The sequence below is a fragment of the Streptomyces sp. NPDC003034 genome (assembly GCF_053591375.1).
Genome location: NZ_JBSFTS010000006.1, coordinates 44,229 through 62,213, shown reverse-complemented (window position 1 = coordinate 62,213; position 17,985 = coordinate 44,229). Strand labels below are relative to the sequence as shown.

General features: G+C 73.3%; 13 protein-coding genes, 1 tRNA gene and 1 pseudogene. 5 read left to right on the top strand and 10 right to left on the bottom strand.

Features of this window, described 5'->3' with window-relative positions; genetic code table 11:
* Positions 1 to 31: 31 nt before the first annotated feature.
* The 3 genes from ACWDX7_RS09470 to ACWDX7_RS09460 form a co-directional block, all read right to left on the bottom strand.
* On the bottom strand, positions 32 to 1,018 hold the full coding sequence (locus tag ACWDX7_RS09470) for an alpha/beta hydrolase (protein ID WP_451490852.1): 987 nt from the start codon (positions 1,016 to 1,018) through the stop codon (positions 32 to 34).
* Between the two features lie 43 nt (positions 1,019 to 1,061).
* A complete protein-coding gene (locus tag ACWDX7_RS09465) occupies positions 1,062 to 1,670 on the bottom strand; it encodes an SGNH/GDSL hydrolase family protein (protein WP_451490853.1) in 609 nt (202 codons plus the stop codon).
* Between the two features lie 201 nt (positions 1,671 to 1,871).
* A complete protein-coding gene (locus tag ACWDX7_RS09460; protein ID WP_451490854.1) occupies positions 1,872 to 2,375 on the bottom strand; it encodes a hypothetical protein in 504 nt (167 codons plus the stop codon).
* Positions 2,376 to 2,508: 133 nt separating this feature from the next.
* Between ACWDX7_RS09460 and ACWDX7_RS09455 the strand changes: the two are divergent.
* A pseudogene (locus ACWDX7_RS09455) lies at positions 2,509 to 3,088 on the top strand (LysR family transcriptional regulator); the annotation flags it as partial.
* A gap of 4 nt (positions 3,089 to 3,092) precedes the next feature.
* On the opposite strand, the gene ACWDX7_RS09450 reads toward ACWDX7_RS09455, so the two are convergent.
* Together ACWDX7_RS09450 and ACWDX7_RS09445 are read right to left on the bottom strand one after the other, a co-directional pair.
* Positions 3,093 to 3,166 (bottom strand) — tRNA-Trp (locus ACWDX7_RS09450).
* A 54-nt stretch (positions 3,167 to 3,220) separates the two neighbouring features.
* Complete coding sequence (locus tag ACWDX7_RS09445) at positions 3,221 to 3,955, bottom strand: ankyrin repeat domain-containing protein (protein ID WP_451490855.1); 735 nt, start codon at positions 3,953 to 3,955, stop codon at positions 3,221 to 3,223.
* A 272-nt stretch (positions 3,956 to 4,227) separates the two neighbouring features.
* Between ACWDX7_RS09445 and ACWDX7_RS09440 the strand changes: the two genes are divergently transcribed.
* Positions 4,228 to 5,118, top strand: a complete 891-nt coding sequence (locus ACWDX7_RS09440; RefSeq protein ID WP_451490856.1) for an aldo/keto reductase — start codon at positions 4,228 to 4,230, stop codon at positions 5,116 to 5,118.
* Positions 5,119 to 5,196: 78 nt separating this feature from the next.
* Here ACWDX7_RS09440 and ACWDX7_RS09435 read toward each other — a convergent pair whose 3' ends face one another.
* From ACWDX7_RS09435 to ACWDX7_RS09425, 3 genes are read right to left on the bottom strand one after another with little or no spacing between them, the layout of a single operon-like run.
* Positions 5,197 to 6,246, bottom strand: a complete 1,050-nt coding sequence (locus tag ACWDX7_RS09435; protein ID WP_451490857.1) for an ABC transporter ATP-binding protein — start codon at positions 6,244 to 6,246, stop codon at positions 5,197 to 5,199.
* On the bottom strand, positions 6,243 to 7,844 hold the full coding sequence (locus ACWDX7_RS09430; protein ID WP_451490858.1) for an ABC transporter permease: 1,602 nt from the start codon (positions 7,842 to 7,844) through the stop codon (positions 6,243 to 6,245). Before ACWDX7_RS09430 ends, ACWDX7_RS09435 begins: the two co-directional genes overlap by 4 nt.
* Before the next feature lie 6 nt (positions 7,845 to 7,850).
* On the bottom strand, positions 7,851 to 8,870 hold the full coding sequence (locus ACWDX7_RS09425; RefSeq protein ID WP_451490859.1) for an iron ABC transporter substrate-binding protein: 1,020 nt from the start codon (positions 8,868 to 8,870) through the stop codon (positions 7,851 to 7,853).
* 234 nt (positions 8,871 to 9,104) lie between these two features.
* Here ACWDX7_RS09425 and ACWDX7_RS09420 point away from each other — a divergent pair, with 234 nt between their 5' ends.
* Together ACWDX7_RS09420 and ACWDX7_RS09415 are read left to right on the top strand one after the other, a co-directional pair.
* The gene (locus ACWDX7_RS09420; RefSeq protein WP_451490860.1) at positions 9,105 to 11,855 is read left to right on the top strand and encodes an AMP-binding protein; all 2,751 of its coding nucleotides are present in this window, start codon (positions 9,105 to 9,107) and stop codon (positions 11,853 to 11,855) included.
* A 76-nt stretch (positions 11,856 to 11,931) separates the two neighbouring features.
* Complete coding sequence (locus ACWDX7_RS09415; RefSeq protein ID WP_451490861.1) at positions 11,932 to 13,677, top strand: sigma-70 family RNA polymerase sigma factor; 1,746 nt, start codon at positions 11,932 to 11,934, stop codon at positions 13,675 to 13,677.
* 85 nt (positions 13,678 to 13,762) lie between these two features.
* Here the strand turns inward: ACWDX7_RS09415 and ACWDX7_RS09410 are convergent, their stop codons facing one another.
* Entirely contained in the window at positions 13,763 to 14,473 is a 711-nt protein-coding gene (locus tag ACWDX7_RS09410; RefSeq protein ID WP_451490862.1) for a response regulator, read from the bottom strand.
* Positions 14,470 to 16,209 carry a sensor histidine kinase gene (locus ACWDX7_RS09405; RefSeq protein WP_451490863.1) on the bottom strand — a complete coding sequence of 580 codons (1,740 nt, stop codon included), beginning with the start codon at positions 16,207 to 16,209 and terminating at the stop codon, positions 14,470 to 14,472. The genes ACWDX7_RS09410 and ACWDX7_RS09405 overlap by 4 nt, the downstream gene beginning before the upstream one ends.
* Before the next feature lie 106 nt (positions 16,210 to 16,315).
* Here ACWDX7_RS09405 and ACWDX7_RS09400 point away from each other — a divergent pair, with 106 nt between their 5' ends.
* Positions 16,316 to 17,758, top strand: coding sequence for a cation:dicarboxylate symporter family transporter (locus tag ACWDX7_RS09400; protein WP_451490864.1), 1,443 nt, complete (start codon positions 16,316 to 16,318; stop codon positions 17,756 to 17,758).
* Positions 17,759 to 17,985 lie beyond the last annotated feature (227 nt).

Here is a 17,985-nt window from a genome sequence, read left to right as displayed (position 1 = left end):
AGGAACGCCGCCTCCCGATGGGGCCCGGCCGTCAGGCCTCGCCGTGGGCCTCGCTCTGGGCCTCGCCCTGGGCCTCGGCGTCCCCGGCAAAGGCGGTCCGCAGGTACGCGGCTGCTTGCTGGAGGGCACGGCTACCCGCGTCCAGAGCGCCTGCCATGGCGAAGAAGCCGTGGGCCACGCCCGGATAGCGCGTGGACTCGACCGGGACACCGCTGTCGCGCAGCAGCTGGGCGTACTGCTCGCCCTCGTCGCGCAGCGGGTCGTACTCGGCGGTGATGACCAGAGCCGGTGGCAGACCGGCGTGGCAGGATGCGCGCAGGGGGGATACGAGGGGGCTCTTTCCGTCCTCGGGGGAGGTCAGGTAGTTGTCCCAGTACCACTGCACGGATCGGTCGTTGAACAGCAGCGGATCGGTGTTCTCGCGCCGGGACGGGGTGTCCGCGAGGTAGTCCGTGTTGGGGTAGACGAGCAGTTGGGCCAGGATGGCCGGGGCGCCCGCGTCCCGCGCCATGAGGGTCATGGCGGCGGTGAGGTTCCCACCGGCGCTGTCACCGCCGACAGCGATACGCGAGGGGTCACCGCCCAGCCGCGCGGCGTGCTCGGCGGTCCAGCGCAAGCCCGCGAAGCAGTCCTGGACCGCGGCGGGGAACTTGTGCTCCGGTGCGAGGCGGTATCCCACCGCGATGGTGAGGCAGCCGGCGGCATTGGCCAGGCTCCGGCAGATGGCGTCGCTCGTCTCGATGCTGCCCAGTGTCCAGCCGCCGCCGAAGAAGTAGACCAGTACGGGCAGGGGGCCTTGGCCGGCCTCCGGCCGGTAGACCCGGACAGGCAGCGGTCCGGCGGGGCCCGGTATCGACTCGTCCCACACCTCACGCACGGGCTCAGGCTCTCCCGCGTCGGCCTGGACAGCGGCCAGGTCGGCCGCTCTGGCCTCGGCGAGTGTCATCTCGTACAACGGCCTGGCGCCTTGCGCGGCACGCTGGTCGTACAGGGCTTGAAGCTGCGGATCAAAAGGCATGGTCTCTCCCGTCGGGTCCGGTTGACAGCTCATGGGGCCCCGACTAGAAAGGGTCGAGCTCGCCCAGGCCCATGGCGCGCAGGGTGTGATTCGCCATGTGCAGGTGGCCGGCCGCGTTCGGGTGGGCCGGATCGTCGAGCCACGGAATCGGATCGTCCGTGCCGTGGTGCTCCAGCCAGTGGGCCTCGTGGTCGACCAGCAGCGCGCCGGTGTCCGCTGCGATCTCCCGTACGGCCTGGCAGTACGCGGGAAGTGCCGCGCGCCGGTCACGGCCTGAGAAGCTGACCAAGGCCGGCGTGTGCAGCACGACCTGCGTACGCCGCCCGGCTCCGGTGCTGATCCGGCGCATCGCGTCGCGGAACTGGGGGAGCCCGGCCTCCCCGGCGAGGCAGTCGTTGGTGCCGAGGGATACGGAGAGCACATCCGGCTCGAAGCGGCCGATGAGGCGGTCGTGCGCCGCCAGTACGTCGGCGGCTCCCCACGCGGAGACCCCGGTGTTGATCACGACGTCGCTGAGCCGGCCCAGCTGCCACCGGACCCGCTCGTGCAGGTGCTCGACCCAGCCGCGGGCGCCATGGGTGTGCAATACGGCCTGGGTGATGCTGTCCCCGGTCGCCACCCACGTCATAGGTCCGTCCGACAGCCTGATCATGGCGTGCCCCTCCCCTGCGTCCGGTCGCCGCGCCTCCCCGACGACCGCGGTGCCCCATCAGTAGGACATGCTGCCCGCCCAAGATCACCTGCGCAATGCCGGCCTTAGCCTACCGGCGGGATGGGGGCTGTAGCGGCGGGATGGGGGCCGCCTTGATCAGCCCCCGCCTCCGGCCAGGAGTCTCAACTCAAAGCCTGCGGTTCAGCCGCAGTAGGTGTTGCGCAACAGCGTGTTGATCCGCTTGCCGTCAGCCTCAGTCACGTTGTGCTGGTCGGTGCTGAACCGCCGGGCGGCGACCTGGTCCGGGTTGGCGACATTGCGCTGGAGGTCCGCGCACTGGGCATCGGCCTTACCGGTGTCCTGCGGTGTGCCGAGTGCGGGGTCGATGTAGCGCAGGTTGCTTTGGAGCGCGACGACGCGTGCGGCGCGGAACGCCTCCTCGACTGGGGAGCTCGCGTCCGGAGCGGGGCCCGCCGGCAGACCGTCGTCCGTCGGGACGGGGGTTGCGGTGGACGGCTCGGCGGGGGTCGCCGACGGACCCGGCGATTGCGCAGCCGTGCTCGCCGAGGTCGGGGCGGCCGACGGACGGACCGGGGCGGCCTTGTCCGTACCCTCGCTCCCGCACCCCGCCAGGAGGAGTGCCACACCGGGGGCGCCGCGTACAAGGAGGACGTTCGGGCGGCGCGTGGAAAACATCCGGGGCATGGGCTCCACTCCGTGTCGTACCCGGCTCGCTGTGGGCGGTGCGACTCAGCGTCCCACAGGGTGCGGACGGCCAACAGAGGCGCAGGCCCGCGGGAAGCGCCCGTACGGTGGTCGCCAGCAGAGGCCGGTCCGGCTGGGCGCACGGGTCTTCGAGCGCCCAGCCGCCGGGTACCGCTGACACCAGCCGGTGCGGCGTTCCTGCCCGCTGCCCGTCAGTGTCTGGACGCCGCCGAGCGCGCGGCCACCGACGTCGCCGCGGCCGTCGGCGAGGTACGCGGACAGCTCGCCGTGGGCCTGATCCCCACCATCGCCGCGGTGGACATAGCCGGAGCTTTGCGGGACTTCCACCAGCAGTAGCCGCACGTGCGCATCAACCTGCACGCGGGGTGGGGGCGAGCGACGAACTCGCCGAGCAGGTCAAGCAGGGGGCCATTGAGGTGGCCTTCCTCGCGCTGCCCACCACGGCGCGCGTCGAAGGCGTCCACGCCCGTGAACTCGCCCGCGACCGGCTCATGGCCGTGGTCCGTGTCGAGTACGTCATCCGGAGCCGCGCCAGCCGCACGCCCGCGGCGACCGCGTTCCTCACCATGCTCGGATCCCGGATGTCTTCGGCGCGCGAAAGAGAGGGAAGAGCCAGAGGGAAGAGCCCCGTCGAATGGTCGACGGGGCTCTTACGTTCACCCAGCACGGGAGCTCTGCGCTCCGCGGGCTGAACAGCAGGGGCGGCAGGATTTGAACCTGCGGCCTTCGGTTTTGGAGACCGGCGCTCTGGCCAGCTGAGCTACACCCCTTCGGCGAGACCAACCATGGCATGGCGCACGCCGAAGATCCACCGAATTCCTCGATCAACCGGGTGGAAGTTCCGCGCGGGTGTGCGCGCCGGAGGACGTCAGCCATGCGATCAGGTCGGCGTTCTTGCCGGTCAACGCCTTGTCCAGCGGCGTGAGCCCGTCGTAGCCGATCCAGTCGATGTCCGCCCCCTGAGACAGCAGGCAGCGGGCGGTGGGCAACCGGCCGCCGTGACAGGCGCCCCAGAAGGCGCTGGTGACCTCCTCCGCACAGGCGCCCGCCGCGAGGAACTCCTCGACCTGGTCGAGGAGACCGAGGGCCGCGGCGTCTTGGAGGCTCGGGCGGGCGCCGTGGTCGAGCAGTCGGCGCGCCGCCTGCCACTGTCCGAACCCGCACGCGTCCGCGAGGGGTGAGCCGCCGCCGAGGACGGCGCCCGGAGCTTCGATGTCGGCTCCCACGGCGACGAGGGCGTCGATCGCGGCCACGTCGTCGTTGCTCGCGGCCCAGTGCAGCGGTGTTTCGGCATGCGCTCCGTCGAAACGGGCGCCCGGGTCGGCTCCGGCGGCGGCCAGGATGCCGATCACCTCCGCGGTGTGGGGGTAGTGGCCGGGCCAGTCGGTGGCGACGTGCAGCAGAGCGCGCCCACCCGCGCCCGCACCGCGCTGGACGATCCGGGCGGCCGCGAGGCCGGGGTGCGCTTCCAAGAGCCGTCGCAGTGCGGCCCGATCGCCACCCCGGATCGCGGCCGTGACGGCGACGGCGAGCGGGTCGCCGGATGCGAGGGAGTCCATGCACGTCCTTCCTGAGCCCGGCGACCAGCCTAGGTCCTGTCGTCAAACTAGCTGCACCAGCAGGGACCTTGACGACGAGGCCTACGGAGGCCGAGAGGCAACAGACCGGGCGGCGAGTCGGCGGGACCTCCCGACGTATGGCCACCCCTGGTGCTGCCCGCCGGGGCGGGAGCCCTTCGCGGAGGCCCGCGCCGGACTCGCGTAGTCGCAGGCTTACCCGCCAAGTACCCGCCGGGTACGCGCGGGTATCGGGGCTGTGCGAAAGTGCCCGGATGACCCACGAGAAGATCACCGCAGCCGCCGCGGGCACCTGGAAGCTCGGTGACCTCACCGTCAACCGCCTCGGCTTCGGCGCGATGCGCCTGACGCACCTCGCCGACGGCTCCCCGAGCGACCGCGAGCGGGTGACGGGCGTGCTGCGGCGGGCCGTCGAACTGGGTGTCAACCACATCGACACCGCCGCCTTCTACTTCTCCCCGCTGCGCTCGGCCAACGAGCTGATCAACCGGGCCCTCGCCCCGTACGCCGACGAGCTCGTCATCACCACCAAGGTCGGTCCGGGCCGGGACGCGGCCGGCGAGTGGTGGTGGGCCGAGCCCGGGCAGCTGCGGGGGCAGGTGGAGGAGAATCTGCGCCACCTGGGCCGCGATCACCTGGACGTGGTCAACCTGCGCATCAAGCGCCGGGAGACCACGGGCTCCATAGCCGAGCACTTCGGGGCCCTCGCCGAGCTGCGCACCGCGGGGCTGATCCGGCATCTGGGGATTTCGAACGCCCGGCCCGACCACCTCGCCGAGGCGCGGGCCATCGCGCCCGTGGTGTGCGTGCAGAACCCGTACGGAATCGGTTCCCCTGCCGAAGACCACGCCTTCCTCGACGCGTGCGGGGAAGCGGGCATCGCCTTCGTGCCCTTCTTCGCCATCGCGGGGGCGGGCAAAGAGGCGGGGGCGAGTACGGAGGACGACTCCGCCCAGGTGCGCGCCGTGGCCGAGTCCCTCGGGGTGTCCGCGGCGCAGGTGCGGCTCGCCTGGACGCTGAACCGCGGGCCGCACGTGCTCGGCATCCCGGGCACCGGCAACCCGGACCACCTGGTGGAGAACATCGCCGCGGCCGGGATCGAGCTCTCACCGCAGGACGTCGCCCGGCTGTCGTCCGCCGCCTGAGTCCCGGCGCGGCCGGCCGCCCGCGCCGGCCTCCCGCGCTGGCGACCCGCGCCGACCCGCACCGCGACGCGCCCCGCGTCAGGCGCCGGCCGGGTGCAAGGTGGCCTCGCCCGTCACCCGTACGCCGGTGCGCCCGCCGGGTCGTACGGGCGCCGGACCGGACACCCGGACCTCGACCGGTTCCGCCAGGCCGTCCACGGCGACGGTGACCATGGCGTCGTGACCGTAGAAGCGGACGCTGGTCACCGTGCCCGCGGCCTCCGCCGAGGCGGCGTCGGTCAGCCGGAGTTGCTCGGGCCGCAGGAGCACGAGTCCCTCCCGCAGGCCGCCCTCGTGCGTGCCCGCGAGCGGGACGCGCCCGAGGGCGGTCGCCGCCGCCCCCCGGCTCGCGGTGCCGGGGACCATCACCGCGTCGCCCACGAAGGCGGCCACCCACGGGTCCGCCGGGCGGCGGTACACGTCCTCGGGGCTGCCGCACTGCGCCACCCGGCCGTCCCGGACGACGGCGACGAGGTCCGCCGTGGACAGGGCCTCCTGCTGGTCGTGCGTCACCATGACGGCGGTGGCCCCGGTGGCCTGGAGGGCGGCCCGCACATCGGCCCGTACGCCGGCCCGCAGGGCGCTGTCGAGGGCGTTGAACGGCTCGTCGAGCAGTACCAGTTGGGGGCTCGGCGCCAGTGCGCGGGCGAGGGCGACGCGCTGCTGCTGGCCGCCGGACAGCTCGTGCGGCATGCGGTCGCCGTAGCCGGCGAGCCCGACCAGTTCCAGCATCTCCTCGACGCGCGGGCGGCGAGCACCGCGGTCGAGGCCGGTCAGGCCGAAGGCGATGTTGCCGGCCACGCCGAGGTGCGGGAAGAGGGCGCCTTCCTGGGGGACGATGCCGATGCGGCGCCGCTCGGGCGGGAGATGGAGGCCGGGCCCGCCGAGGGTGCGCCCGCCGATGGCGACGGTGCCCGTGTCCGCGCGCAGGAACCCGGCGACGATGCGCAGGAGCGTGGTCTTGCCGCAGCCCGAGGGGCCGAGGACGGCCGTCAGCGCGCCGGCGGGGACGGTGAGGTCGAGTCCGTCGAGGACGGCGGGGCCGGCGCCGTACGCCTTGGTCAGTCCCGTGATCTGCAGGTCACTCATGTGCGGTGCCTTCCGAGGAGGTAGGACGGGACGGCGGCCAGCAGGATGAGGGCCGCGGCGTAGGGCGCGGCGGCGGCGAACGATCCGGTTCCGGTCTCGGTCCACAGGCGGGTGGCCAGGGTGTCCATGCCGGTGGGGCGCAGTACGAGCGTCGCGGGGAGTTCCTTCATGCACACGACGAAGGTCAGCGCGGCGCCGGCGGCGACGCCGGGGGCCGCCAGCGGCACGGTGACCTCGTGCAGTACGCGCAGCGGGCTGCGGCCGAGCGAGCGGGCGACGTCCTCCAGCACCGGCGGGGACTGGAGGACCGCCGCCCGGGTGGCGGCCACCGCGACGGGCAGGAACAGCACGGCGTACGCGCAGACCAGCAGCGGGAGTTCCTGGTAGAGCGGCTCGGCGTAGCGGACGGCGAAGAAGACCAGGGACAGGGCGACGGTGATGCCGGGGAGCGCGTGGCCCGCGTAGGCGGACTGTTCCAGGAGGTGCGCCGCTCGGCCGCGGTAGCGGGCCGCGATCACTCCGACGGGCAGCGCGAGGAGGGTGGTGAGCGCGGCGCCCGCGGCCGCGACGCCGAGGGTCGTGGCCGCGGTGTCGAGGAGGCCGGCCGGGTCCCAGGTCGCGGAGTTCCCGACGGCCAGCCAGTACGCGAGCGTGCCCAGCGGGGTGAGGACGGCGATGGCGGTGACGGCCGTGCACCAGGCCAGCGCGGGCGTCCGCCAGCGGCCCAGCGGCAGCGGGAGCGCCGGCCGCGCGGTGCCGCCGCCGGTGCGGGCGTGGCCCGCGCGGCCGCGGGTGTATGCCTCGGCGGCGACCAGTGCGACGGTCAGCACCACGAGGACGACGCTGAGCGCGGCGGCGGGCGTGCGGTCGAAGCTCGCCCGGTAGGAGGTGTAGATGCCGCGGGTGAAGGTGTCGTACCGCATCAGGGACACGGCACCGAAGTCGGAGAACACGTACAGCGCGACGAGTACGGCGCCGCCCGCGGCGGCGGGGCGCACCTGCGGCAGGGTGACGCGCAGGAAGGTCCGCACCGGTCCGTGGCCGAGCGAGCGGGAGACCTCCTCCTGCGCCGGATCGGTGCCGCGCAGTGCGGCGGTGACGGGCAGGTAGACGTACGGGAAGCTCACCAGCGTCAGCGCGAGGGCCGCGCCGGTGAAGCCCGCGAGGCCGGGGAGTACGGACAGCCAGGCGAAGGCGGCGACGTAACTGGGCACGGCCAGCGGCAGGGTGACCAGGACCGACCAGGCGCGGGCGCCGGGCAGGGCCGTACGCACGGTCAGCCAGGCCAGGGACACGCCCAGCAGCAGGCAGGCGGTCACGACGACGGCGGCCAGGCCGAGGCTCCGGCCGAGCAGTTGGGCGGTCCGCTCGTTGGCGACGACGTCCCAGGCGAAGGCGGGGCCGCGCTCCAGGGAGCGGACGGCGAGGTATCCGAGGGGCAGCAGCGCGAAGAGCGCGGCGACGGCCGCGGGGATCAACAGGGCGGCGGACGGGCGGCGTTCGGCGCGCGGCCGCCCGGCCGGCGGGGTGGCGCCGGCCGGGCGGGCGAGCGGGGACGCGGCGGGACCCGCCGGCGCGGCGGGATCCGGGGAGTGCATGACGGCTCAGACCATCCCGACGTCCTGCAGCATCTTCAGGGTCTCCTGAAGGGATTCGAGCTTGCCGAGGTCGATCTTCGGGGCGTCGAGGGAAGCCAGCGGCGGGAGGTCCTTGACCGAGCTGTTCACTCCGGCGGCCAGCGGGTATTCCTTCGTCTCGTCGGCGAAATACTTCTGCGCCTTCTCCGAGAGCAGGAAATCGACGGCTTTCTGCGCCGCCGGCGTCTGCGGGCTGCCCTTGACGATGCCGACGCCCGCCGTATTGACGAGGGCTCCGGGGTCGCCGCCCGGCAGGAAGTGGATCTTGGCACGGACCTTGTCGGCGCCCTTCTCGGCGACCTGCTCGTACCAGTAGTAGTGGTTGACCAGACCGAGGGAGACCTCGCCCTTGCCGACGCCTTCCAGCACCTTGAGGTTGTTGTCGTACACCTTGGGCTGGTTGGCCTTGAGGCCCTTGAGCCAGGTACGGGTGGCGTCGTCGCCCTCCAGTACGCGCATGCCGGTGACGAAGGCCTGGAAGGAGGCGTTGGTCGGGACGTAGCCGATCTTGCCCTTCCACTCGGGCTTGACCAGGTCGTGCACGCTGTCGGGCACCTTGGAGACCTGGCCGGGGTGGTACGCGAGGACGCGCACGCGCCCCGAAGTGCCGACCCAGTCACCCGCACCGCCGCGGAAGGCCTGGTCGACCTTGTCCAGCGACTCCTGGGGCAGTTTCTCCAGCAGGCCCTTGCCGGAGAGCGCGCCGAGGGCGCCGGCGTCCTGCGAGAAGAACAGGCCCGCCTTGGTCTTGCCGCCCTCTTCCTGGATCTGGGCCGCGAGTTCGGCGCTCTCGCCGTAGCGGACGGCGACGGTGGTGCCGACTGCCTTCTCCAGTTCGTCGAGGAGGGGCTTGACCAACTTCTCGTTGCGGCCCGAATAGATCACGAGCCCGGCGTCGTCCTCGTCGCTGCCGCAGCCCGCGACGGCGGGGAGGAGGAGCGCTGCCGCGAAGAGCGCGGACAGCCGTCGGGCCAAGGGGCGTCGCATGGGATGCCTTCCTGCGTGGGCAGCGTGGACCACGCGAGCAGCGTGAACCGGTGAACGCCCAATAAGTAAGGTAAAGCTAACCTAAAGGTCAAGGGTGACGCACACAACGTTTTGATCGCTGCGCGCAGGCGGCGGAGCCGACCCTACAGGTGAATTCCCTGTGGATCTTCAATGGGTGAGATGTGACATCTCTGTGACTATCCAATGAGGTAAGCCTTTCCTAAGATTCGGTGCGTGATTGCCGATTCCGGCCTGCTCCCAGGCGCCAAAACCGTCCCGTTCGCCGTCGGCCTCGCCGGCCACGGCGACCGCACGGCGGTCCTCACCGCCGACGGGCCGGTGACGTACAGCGAGCTCGCCGCGCACGTGGACGCGACGGCCCGCCGCCTCGGCCCGCACCGCCGGCTGGTCCTGCTCGTCGGCGCCAACACCCTCGGCGCTCTCATCGTCCACCTCGCGGCCCTCGCCGCCGGGCACCCCGTCCTGCTCGTGCCGGGCGACCACCCCGAAGCCGTGCAGGCGCTCGTCGACGCGTACGACCCGGACGTGGTGGCGCGCCCCGAGGGCGGCGAGTGGGTCCTGGACGAGCGGCGCCCGGTCTCGGCGCACGTCCTGCACCCCGACCTCGCCCTGCTGCTCAGCACCTCCGGCTCGACCGGATCGCCGAAGCTGGTCCGGCTGTCGCACGAGAACCTGCAGGCCAACGCGGAGTCGATCGCCTCCTACCTGGGCATCGTGGACACCGACCGCGCCGCCACCACCCTGCCCATGCACTACTGCTACGGCCTCTCCGTCATCCACAGCCATCTCCTGCGGGGCGCCGGCCTGATCGTCACGGACCTGTCGGTCTCCGAGCCCTGCTTCTGGGACCTCTTCCGGACCGCCCGAGGAACCACCTTCGCGGGCGTCCCGTACACCTTCGACCTGCTCGACCGGGCCGGCTTCGCCGCGATGGAACTGCCCGACCTGCGCTACGTCACCCAGGCGGGCGGGCGGCTCGCGCCCGACCGGGTCAAGCGGTACGCCGCCCTGGGCCGGGCCGCGGGGTGGGACCTGTTCGTGATGTACGGCCAGACCGAGGCGACGGCCCGGATGGCCTACCTCCCCGCGGCCCTCGCCGAGAAACGCCCCGAGGCCGCCGGAATCGCCGTCCCCGGCGGTTCCTTCCGCCTCCGCCCCTTGCCGGACTGGCCGGGCGAGGGCACCGGCGAGCTGGTGTACTCCGGACCCAACGTCATGCTGGGCTACGCCCGCACCCCCGAGGACCTCGCACTGGGCCGGACGGTGGACGAGCTGCACACCGGCGACGTGGCCCGGCTCGCGGCGGACGGCCTCTACGAGATCATCGGCCGCCGCAGCCGCTTCGTGAAGATCCTCGGCCTGCGCATCGACCCCGGACAGGTCGAGGCGCTGCTCGCCCGGCACGGCTTCACCGCCCTGTGCGCCGGCGACGATGAAGCGCTCGCCATCGCCGCCGTCAGCTCCCCCGGCGGTGGGGCCGGTGGGACCGGTCCCGGCGTGACCGGTCCCGGCTCCGTCCGGGTCGGCGAGATACCCGCCGGCGCTGGCGACGCCCGCCGGATACGGAAACTCGTGACGGGCGCGTGCGGTCTGCCCGCGCACGCGGTCCGGGTCCGCGTCGTGTCCCAGCTCCCCCGCCTGCCGACGGGCAAGCCCGACTACCGGGCCGTGCGCGAAGCGGCCCGCCCCGCCGCCCGAGAGCCCGCGGCGGGGCCGGACCCCGCGCCCGGCGCGGCTCCCGAATCCCTGTGCGCCCTGTACGCCCTGGTCCTCGACCGGTCGGCGGCCGAGGTGACGCCGGACAGTTCCTTCGTCAGCCTGGGCGGCGACTCCCTCTCGTACGTCGAGATGTCACTCCACCTGGAGCAGCGGCTCGGCCACCTGCCGCCGCACTGGCACACGACACCCATCCGTGAACTCACCTCCCCCGGGCGGCCGGCGCGGTCCCGCGGCCGCGCCCTGGAGACCGGGGTCGCGCTGCGCGCCATGGCGATCTTCTGCATCGTCGGCTCCCACATCCAGGTCTTCGGGATCAAGGGCGGCGCGCACCTGCTGCTCGCCCTCGCGGGCTACAACTTCGCGCGTTTCCACCTCACCCCCGCCGGACGGGGCGAGCGGATCCGGCGGATCTGGGTCAGCGTGGCCCGCGTCGCGCTGCCCTCCATGGCCTGGATCGGCTTCGTCCGCCTCTTCTCCGACGACTACACCCTGGCCAACCTCCTGCTGCTCGACAGCGTGCTGGGGCCACAGGACAGCAAGACGGGCATGCACTTCTGGTTCATCGAAGCGCTCGTCTACATCCTCATCACCGCCGTCGCCGTCCTCAGCCTGCCGGTCGTGGACCGGGCCGAACGGCGCTTCCCGTACGCGCTGCCGCTGACGCTGGCGGCCGTGGGACTGCTCACGCGGTACGACCTCCTGGGCCTGCCGGACCGTACGCTGATCCCGGACGCGATCACCGTCTTCTGGTTGTTCGCGCTGGGCTGGGCCGCGGCCAAGGCCGGTACCGTACCCCGGCGCCTGGCGGTCACCGCCGCGGCGGTGGCCACGGTGCCCGGCTTCTTCCCGGGCGACCCGGGGCGGGAGGCGATCATCGCCGCCGGATTCGCGCTCCTGGTGTGGGTCCCCGCCCTGCCGAGCCGGGAGCGAGTCAACCGAATGGCCGGATTGCTCGCGTCCAGTTCCCTGTACATCTACCTGACCCACTGGCAGGTCTTCCCGCTCGTCGAAGGGTTCTCCCGGCACCTGGCGTTCCTGGCCTCGCTCGCCTTCGGCGTCGCCTACGCCACCGCCGCGACCCGCCTGATGCGCGCGCTGCCCTCACCGCGCCACTGGCGGCCGTTTCTCCGGCTCACCCGCCTCGGAGCGAGCCGTTCCGGCGCGGTCCGTCCCGGCCCGGCGGCCTCGCCCGTGACGACATCAGTACGCCGCCCGAACGGACTTCCTGATAAGTGTTCCGGATAACTGTTATCGAGGCGGGCCCAGATGGTCTCCGAAGCATTGGGCATCATCGACCGCCGGTACGGACAGGGAACATCACATGAGTACTGAGGACACGGCAGCGCTGGTGGCTGCGGCCCGCGCGGGCGATCCCCGCGCGCAGGACGAGCTCGTCAGCGCCCATCTGCCGCTGGTCTACAACATCGTCGGACGGGCCCTGAACGGGTCCTGCGACGTGGACGACGTGGTGCAGGACACGATGCTGCGGGCGCTCGACGGGCTGGCCGGTCTGCGCGCCGAGGAGAGCTTCCGGCCCTGGCTCGTGGCGATAGCGATGAACCGGGTACGGGCGCACTGGCAGGCCCGGCAGAGCGGCTTCGGGGCGAGCGGCCTGGAGGCCGCCGGGGACGTCGCCGACCCGGGTGCCGACTTCGCCGACCTGACCATCGTCCGCCTCCAGCTGGCGGGGCAGCGCCGGGAGACGGCCCGCGCCACGCGCTGGCTGGATCCGGACGACCGCGCCCTGCTGTCCCTGTGGTGGCTGGAGTGCGCGGGGGAGCTGACCCGGGCGGAGGTGGCCGCCGCGCTGGAGCTGTCCCCGCAGCACACGGCCGTGCGGGTGCAGCGGATGAAGGCGCAGCTGGAGTCGGCGCGGGTGGTGGAGCGGGCCCTGGAGGAGCAGCCGCCGTGCGACGGGCTGCGGGACGTGGCGGCCGGCTGGGACGGGCGGCCCTCGGCGCTGTGGCGCAAGCGAATAGCCCGGCACGCGCGTGAATGCGTACGGTGCTCCGGTCTTTGGAGCGGTCTGGTGCCCGCGGAGGGGCTGCTGGCCGGGCTGGCCCTCGTACCGGTCTCGGCGGGCCTGCTGGCGAGCGTGCGCTCGGCCGGAGCGGGCGGCTTCGAGCTCGCTGGCGCGGACTTCGCCGACGGCGGTGCGGCGGACCTCGGTGGTGCGGCCGACTTCGCCGACGCGGCGACCCAGCTGTCCCCGGCCGTGTCGGGCCCGGGCCGGACGGCCCGGCGCCATGGGGGCCGCCCGGGCTCGCCGGACGGCGGCGATCCGGGCGGGGCCGGCCGCGGGGCGGTGCGCAAGCGCCGGCGCGGGCGCCGCAGGGTGATCGGCGGCGCGGTGATCGCCGCGTGCGTCGCGGGCGGCGGGCTGGCCTACCTCGGGGGGCTCCCCGGTTCCGGCTCCGGGGCGGACACGGGCCCGGACTCGCCCCTGGCGGCGCTCTCGGCCACCGAATCGCCCGGCGCGGCCTCGGGGGCGGCCTCGCCCTCATCCTCGCCGTCCGCTTCCTCCTCCGCCTCGCCGTCCACCGCGGCCTCGCCCTCACCCTCGGCCTCCGCGTCTGCCGGCCCGTCCGCCGGGAGCCCGAGTACGAGCTCCAGCCCGACCCCCGCGCAGACCCGCAGCAGTTCCCCGGCACCGCGCACCTCGGCGCCGTCCCCGGCTCCCGCGCCGCAGGGCCCGGCGGGTCAGGTCGTGGCCCTGGTCAACGAGGAGCGGGCGGCGGCCGGTTGCGGCCCTGTCAAGGAGGACCCGCAGCTGCGTGCGGCCGCCCAGGGGCATTCCGCGGACATGGCGGCGCGGGACTTCTTCTCGCACACCAACCCCGACGGCGAGGACCCGGGCAAGCGGACGACGGATGCCGGGTACCGCTGGTCGACGTACGGGGAGAACATCGCCAAGGGGCAGCAGACTCCGCAGCAGGTCATGGACGCCTGGATGAAGAGCCCGGGGCACCGGGCGAACATCCTCAACTGCGCCTTCGAGGACATCGGCGTGGGCATCCACCGGGGTGCGGGCGGCCCGTGGTGGACGCAGAACTTCGGCGCCCGCTGACCGACCGTCCGACGCGCGCCGACCCGGCGCCCGCCCGCTGGTCGGCGCTGCCCCGACCCGGCGGCCGGTGCGGCGTGCTCAGCCGCTACGGACCCGAGCCGGCCGCCGGTCCCGCCGCCACGAGCCAGCGGTAGTGCAGCTCGGGGCGGCCGACCTGGCCGTACCGGGGGGTGCGGTCGGCGCGGCCGGTGTCCACCAGGTGCTCCAGGTAGCGGCGGGCGGTGATCCGGGAGGTCCCGGCCGCCTCGGCCGCCCCGGCGGCCGTCAGCCCCTCCGGCGCCGCCCGGAGCAGCGCGGCGACCCGGTCCAGGGTCGGCGCGCTGAGCCCCTTGGGCAGTTCGGCGGGACGGGGCGCGCGCAGGGCCGCCATGGCCCGGTCCACGTCGTCCTGGCCGGCCGCCTCGCCCGCGGTCGCGCGGAACTCGGCGTAGCGCAGGAGACGTTCGCGCAGGGTGGGGAAGGCGAAGGGTTTCAGCACGTACTGCACCACGCCGAGCGAGACGCTCTCGCGGACCACGGCGAGGTCCCGCGCCGAGGTCACCACGATCACGTCGACGGGGTGTCCGGCGGCCCGCAGCCCCCGGGCGAAGCGCAAGCCGTGGCCGTCGGGCAGCCCCAGGTCGAGGAGAAGCAGGTCGACGCGGGTCCGCTCCAGGGCCCGCGTCGCCCCGGCCAGTGAGTGGACGACGCCGACCGCAGTGAAGCCGGGCACCCGGCCGACGTACAGGGCGTGGGCGTCGGCGGCGACCGGTTCGTCCTCGACCACCAGCACCCGGACCTCGGCGCCGCCGCTCACGCGGACCCGCCCACGCTCGGCGGCGGCGTGGCGTGCGCGGAGCCCCGGCGCGGCTCCTGCGGCGACGACTGCCGCGTAGTCGACGGATGCTGCGGGGACGGGCGCCGCCTCGACGGATCCTGCGGTGACGCGTGCTGCGTAGCCGACGGGTCCTGCTGCGCCGCCGGCAGGCGTACGGTGAACTGCGCGCCCCCGTCCGGACCTTGGGCGGCGCTCACCTCGCCGCCGTGGCGCCGGGCCACCTGACGGACCAGCGCGAGGCCGAGCCCGCGGCCCTGCCCCTTTCCGGACCAGCCCCGGCGGAACACGTCCACCCCCTCGGGCAGACCCGGGCCGTTGTCGGCGACCCGGAGCAGCAGCTCATCCCCTTCCGGGCGCAGCGTGACCGCGATCCTGGCACCCGGGACGGCGGTGACCGCGTCGACGGCGTTGTCGATGAGGTTGCCGAGGACGGTGACCAGGTCGCGGGCCGGAGGTGCCCCGCTGCCGTCGATGGCCCTGCTGTCCGGGGTGACGACGAGTTCGACGCCCCGTTCGTGCGCCTGCGCGGCCTTGCCGAGCAGCAGCGCCACCAGCACCGGTTCGCCCACGGCGGTGACCACCTCGTCGGTGAGGGCCTGGGCGAGTTCCAGTTCGGCCGTGGCGAAGTCCACCGCCTCCTGCGCGCGGCCGAGTTCGATGAGGGAGACGACGGTGTGCAGCCGGTTGGCGGCCTCGTGGGCCTGGGAGCGCAGCGCCTGGGTGAAGCCCCGTTCGTGGTCGAGTTCCCCCGCGAGCGCCTGGAGTTCCGTGTGGTCGCGCAGGGTGATCACGGTGCCGCGGCGGCCGCCGCCCGCGACGGGCGCGCTGTTGACGACCAGCACCCGGTCCGCGGTCAGGTGCACCTCGTCGACCCGCGGCCGGTCCGCCAGCAGGGCGCCCGTCAGGGGCGCGGGGAGTCCCAGATCGGTGACGCCTCGGCCCCTGATCCCGCCCGGCAGACCCAGCAGCTCCCGCCCGGCGTCGTTGATCAGGGTGATCCTGCGCCGCCCGTCGAGCATCAGCAGACCTTCGCGGACCCCGTGCAGGGCGGCCTGGTGGTAGTCGTACATACCGCTCAGCTCGGCCGCGTTCATGCCGTGGGTGTGGCGGCGCAGCCGGGCGTTGACGATATAGGTACCGAGGCCCCCGAGGGCGAGGGCGCCCGCCGCGACCCAGGCCAGCGCCGAGAGCTGCTCCGCGAGGCGGTCGCTGATCGCCCGGACGGTGATTCCGGCGCTGACCAGGCCGACGACCCGGCCCCCGTCCGTCAGCGGGGTGACCACGCGGATCGAGGGCCCGAGGGTGCCGGTGTAGGTCTCGCTGAAGGTCTTGCCGCGCAGGGCCTGCGCGGTGTTGCTGAGGAAGGGCTCGCCGATGCGGCGCGGGTCCGGGTGGGTCCAGCGCCGCCCGTCGGGAGCCATGATCGTCACGAAGTCGACCCCGGAGTCGGTACGGACCCTCTCCGCGTAGGGCTGGAGCTCGCCGGAGGGGTCGCTCCCGCGCCCGGCGTCCCGTACGGCCTCGCGCACCGACGGGGAGTCGGCGACCGCGTGGGCGACCGCCGCGGCCTGCCGCCGGGCGGCTTCCTCGGCCTGGCCGCGCGCGGTGGCGTACGCGAAGACGGCGCACCCGGCGACGACCACGGCGACCAGCAGCACCTGCATGGCGAAGAGCTGGCCGGCGAGGCTGCGCGGGGGACGGGGACACCGGAACATGACGCTCAGTGTGCACCCGGCCGTGAACTCAATGAACGCAAGGGTGACCGGGGTCACAGCGGCGGGTGATGGTCTCCCGGAACGTATTTCACCACCAGGAGGCGACGTGGCCGCCAGGCGCGACAAGACCCACTATCTCTACATCGCGGTGATCGCCGCGGTGCTGCTCGGCATCGCCACCGGCTTCGCCGCTCCCGGCGTGGCCGTCGAGCTCAAGCCGCTGGGCACCGGCTTCGTGAGCCTCATCAAGATGATGATCTCGCCCGTGATCTTCTGCACGATCGTGCTGGGCATCGGCTCGGTCCGCAAGGCCGCCAAGGTGGGCGCCGTGGGCGGGCTCGCCCTGGGCTACTTCATGGCGATGTCCACGGTGGCGCTGGCGATCGGCCTGCTGGTCGGGAACCTGCTGGAGCCGGGCAGCGGACTGCACCTGACCGAGGCGGCGCGCAGTGCCGGTGAGGCCCAGGCGAAGGCGGGCGGGGCCGAGTCCACGACCGATTTCCTGCTCGGCGTCATCCCCACCACGCTGGTGTCCGCCTTCACCGGCGGCGAGGTGCTCCAGACGCTGCTGGTGGCCCTGCTCTGCGGGTTCGCGCTCCAGGCCATGGGCTCGGCGGGCGAACCGCTGCTGCGCGGGATCGGGCATGTGCAGAAGCTGGTGTTCCGCGTGCTCGCCATGATCATGTGGGTGGCTCCGGTCGGTGCCTTCGGGGCGATCGCGGCGGTGGTCGGGGCGACCGGCATCGACGCGCTGAAATCCCTCGCCGTCATCATGATCGGCTTCTACGCGACCTGCCTGCTCTTCGTGTTCGTGGTGCTGGGAACGCTGCTGCGGGTCTGTACGGGGGTCAGCGTCCTGGCGCTGCTGCGCTATCTGGGCCGCGAGCTCCTGCTGATCCTGTCCACCTCCTCGTCCGAGTCGGCTCTGCCGCGGCTGATCGCGAAGATGGAGCACCTGGGAGTATCGCGCCCGGTGACCGGGATCACGGTACCGACCGGGTACTCCTTCAACCTGGACGGAACCGCGATCTACCTGACGATGTCCTCGCTGTTCGTCGCCGAGGCGATGGGCACGCCGCTGGCGCTGGGCGAGCAGATCTCCCTGCTGCTCTTCATGATCATCGCCTCCAAGGGCGCGGCCGGGGTGACCGGCGCGGGACTGGCCACCCTCGCGGGTGGGCTCCAGTCGCACCGTCCCGAGCTGGTGGACGGGGTCGGTCTGATCGTGGGCATCGACCGGTTCATGAGCGAGGCGCGGGCGCTGACGAACTTCGCGGGCAACGCCGTCGCGACGGTGCTCATCGGGACCTGGACGAAGGAGTTCGACCGCGAGCGGGCCACCGAAGTCCTCGCGGGACGGCTGCCGTTCGACGAGACGACGCTCCTCGACGACGCGCACGGGACGACGCCGACTGCCGGGTCCACCGAGCCCACCGAGCCCACCGGGTCCGCGGCATCGGGTGAGGCGTCCGAATGCGTCCCAACCGGCGGTACGGCGAAGGCCGGTGCGGTCCGGCCGGACAGCGGTAAGGACGGCGTCCCGGTGTAACCGGCGGCGCGCACGCGCCGGCCGGGCAGGGCTCGCCCCCACGGTGCCCAGCCCGGTCGGGCTCGTGCTCCCCCAGCGTCGGGCCGCGGGCTCATACCGCCCCTGCACACCGCCCCTCATCCGCGTCCTCATACCGCGCCCTCATACCGAGCTCGTCCCCATAGTCGGTTTTGCGCCACCGGTAAACGAACGGCCGTGTTGGAAAAGGTACTTCCACACCGGGGCAT

Coding starts and splice junctions, on each gene's coding strand:
- ACWDX7_RS09470 (WP_451490852.1), bottom strand. CDS start 1,018: ATGCCTTTTGATCCGCAGCTTCAAGCCCTGTACGACCAGCGTGCCGCG.
- ACWDX7_RS09465 (WP_451490853.1), bottom strand. CDS start 1,670: ATGATCAGGCTGTCGGACGGACCTATGACGTGGGTGGCGACCGGGGAC.
- ACWDX7_RS09460 (WP_451490854.1), bottom strand. CDS start 2,375: ATGCCCCGGATGTTTTCCACGCGCCGCCCGAACGTCCTCCTTGTACGC.
- ACWDX7_RS09445 (WP_451490855.1), bottom strand. CDS start 3,955: ATGGACTCCCTCGCATCCGGCGACCCGCTCGCCGTCGCCGTCACGGCC.
- ACWDX7_RS09440 (WP_451490856.1), top strand. CDS start 4,228: ATGACCCACGAGAAGATCACCGCAGCCGCCGCGGGCACCTGGAAGCTC.
- ACWDX7_RS09435 (WP_451490857.1), bottom strand. CDS start 6,246: ATGAGTGACCTGCAGATCACGGGACTGACCAAGGCGTACGGCGCCGGC.
- ACWDX7_RS09430 (WP_451490858.1), bottom strand. CDS start 7,844: ATGCACTCCCCGGATCCCGCCGCGCCGGCGGGTCCCGCCGCGTCCCCG.
- ACWDX7_RS09425 (WP_451490859.1), bottom strand. CDS start 8,870: ATGCGACGCCCCTTGGCCCGACGGCTGTCCGCGCTCTTCGCGGCAGCG.
- ACWDX7_RS09415 (WP_451490861.1), top strand. CDS start 11,932: ATGAGTACTGAGGACACGGCAGCGCTGGTGGCTGCGGCCCGCGCGGGC.
- ACWDX7_RS09405 (WP_451490863.1), bottom strand. CDS start 16,209: ATGTTCCGGTGTCCCCGTCCCCCGCGCAGCCTCGCCGGCCAGCTCTTC.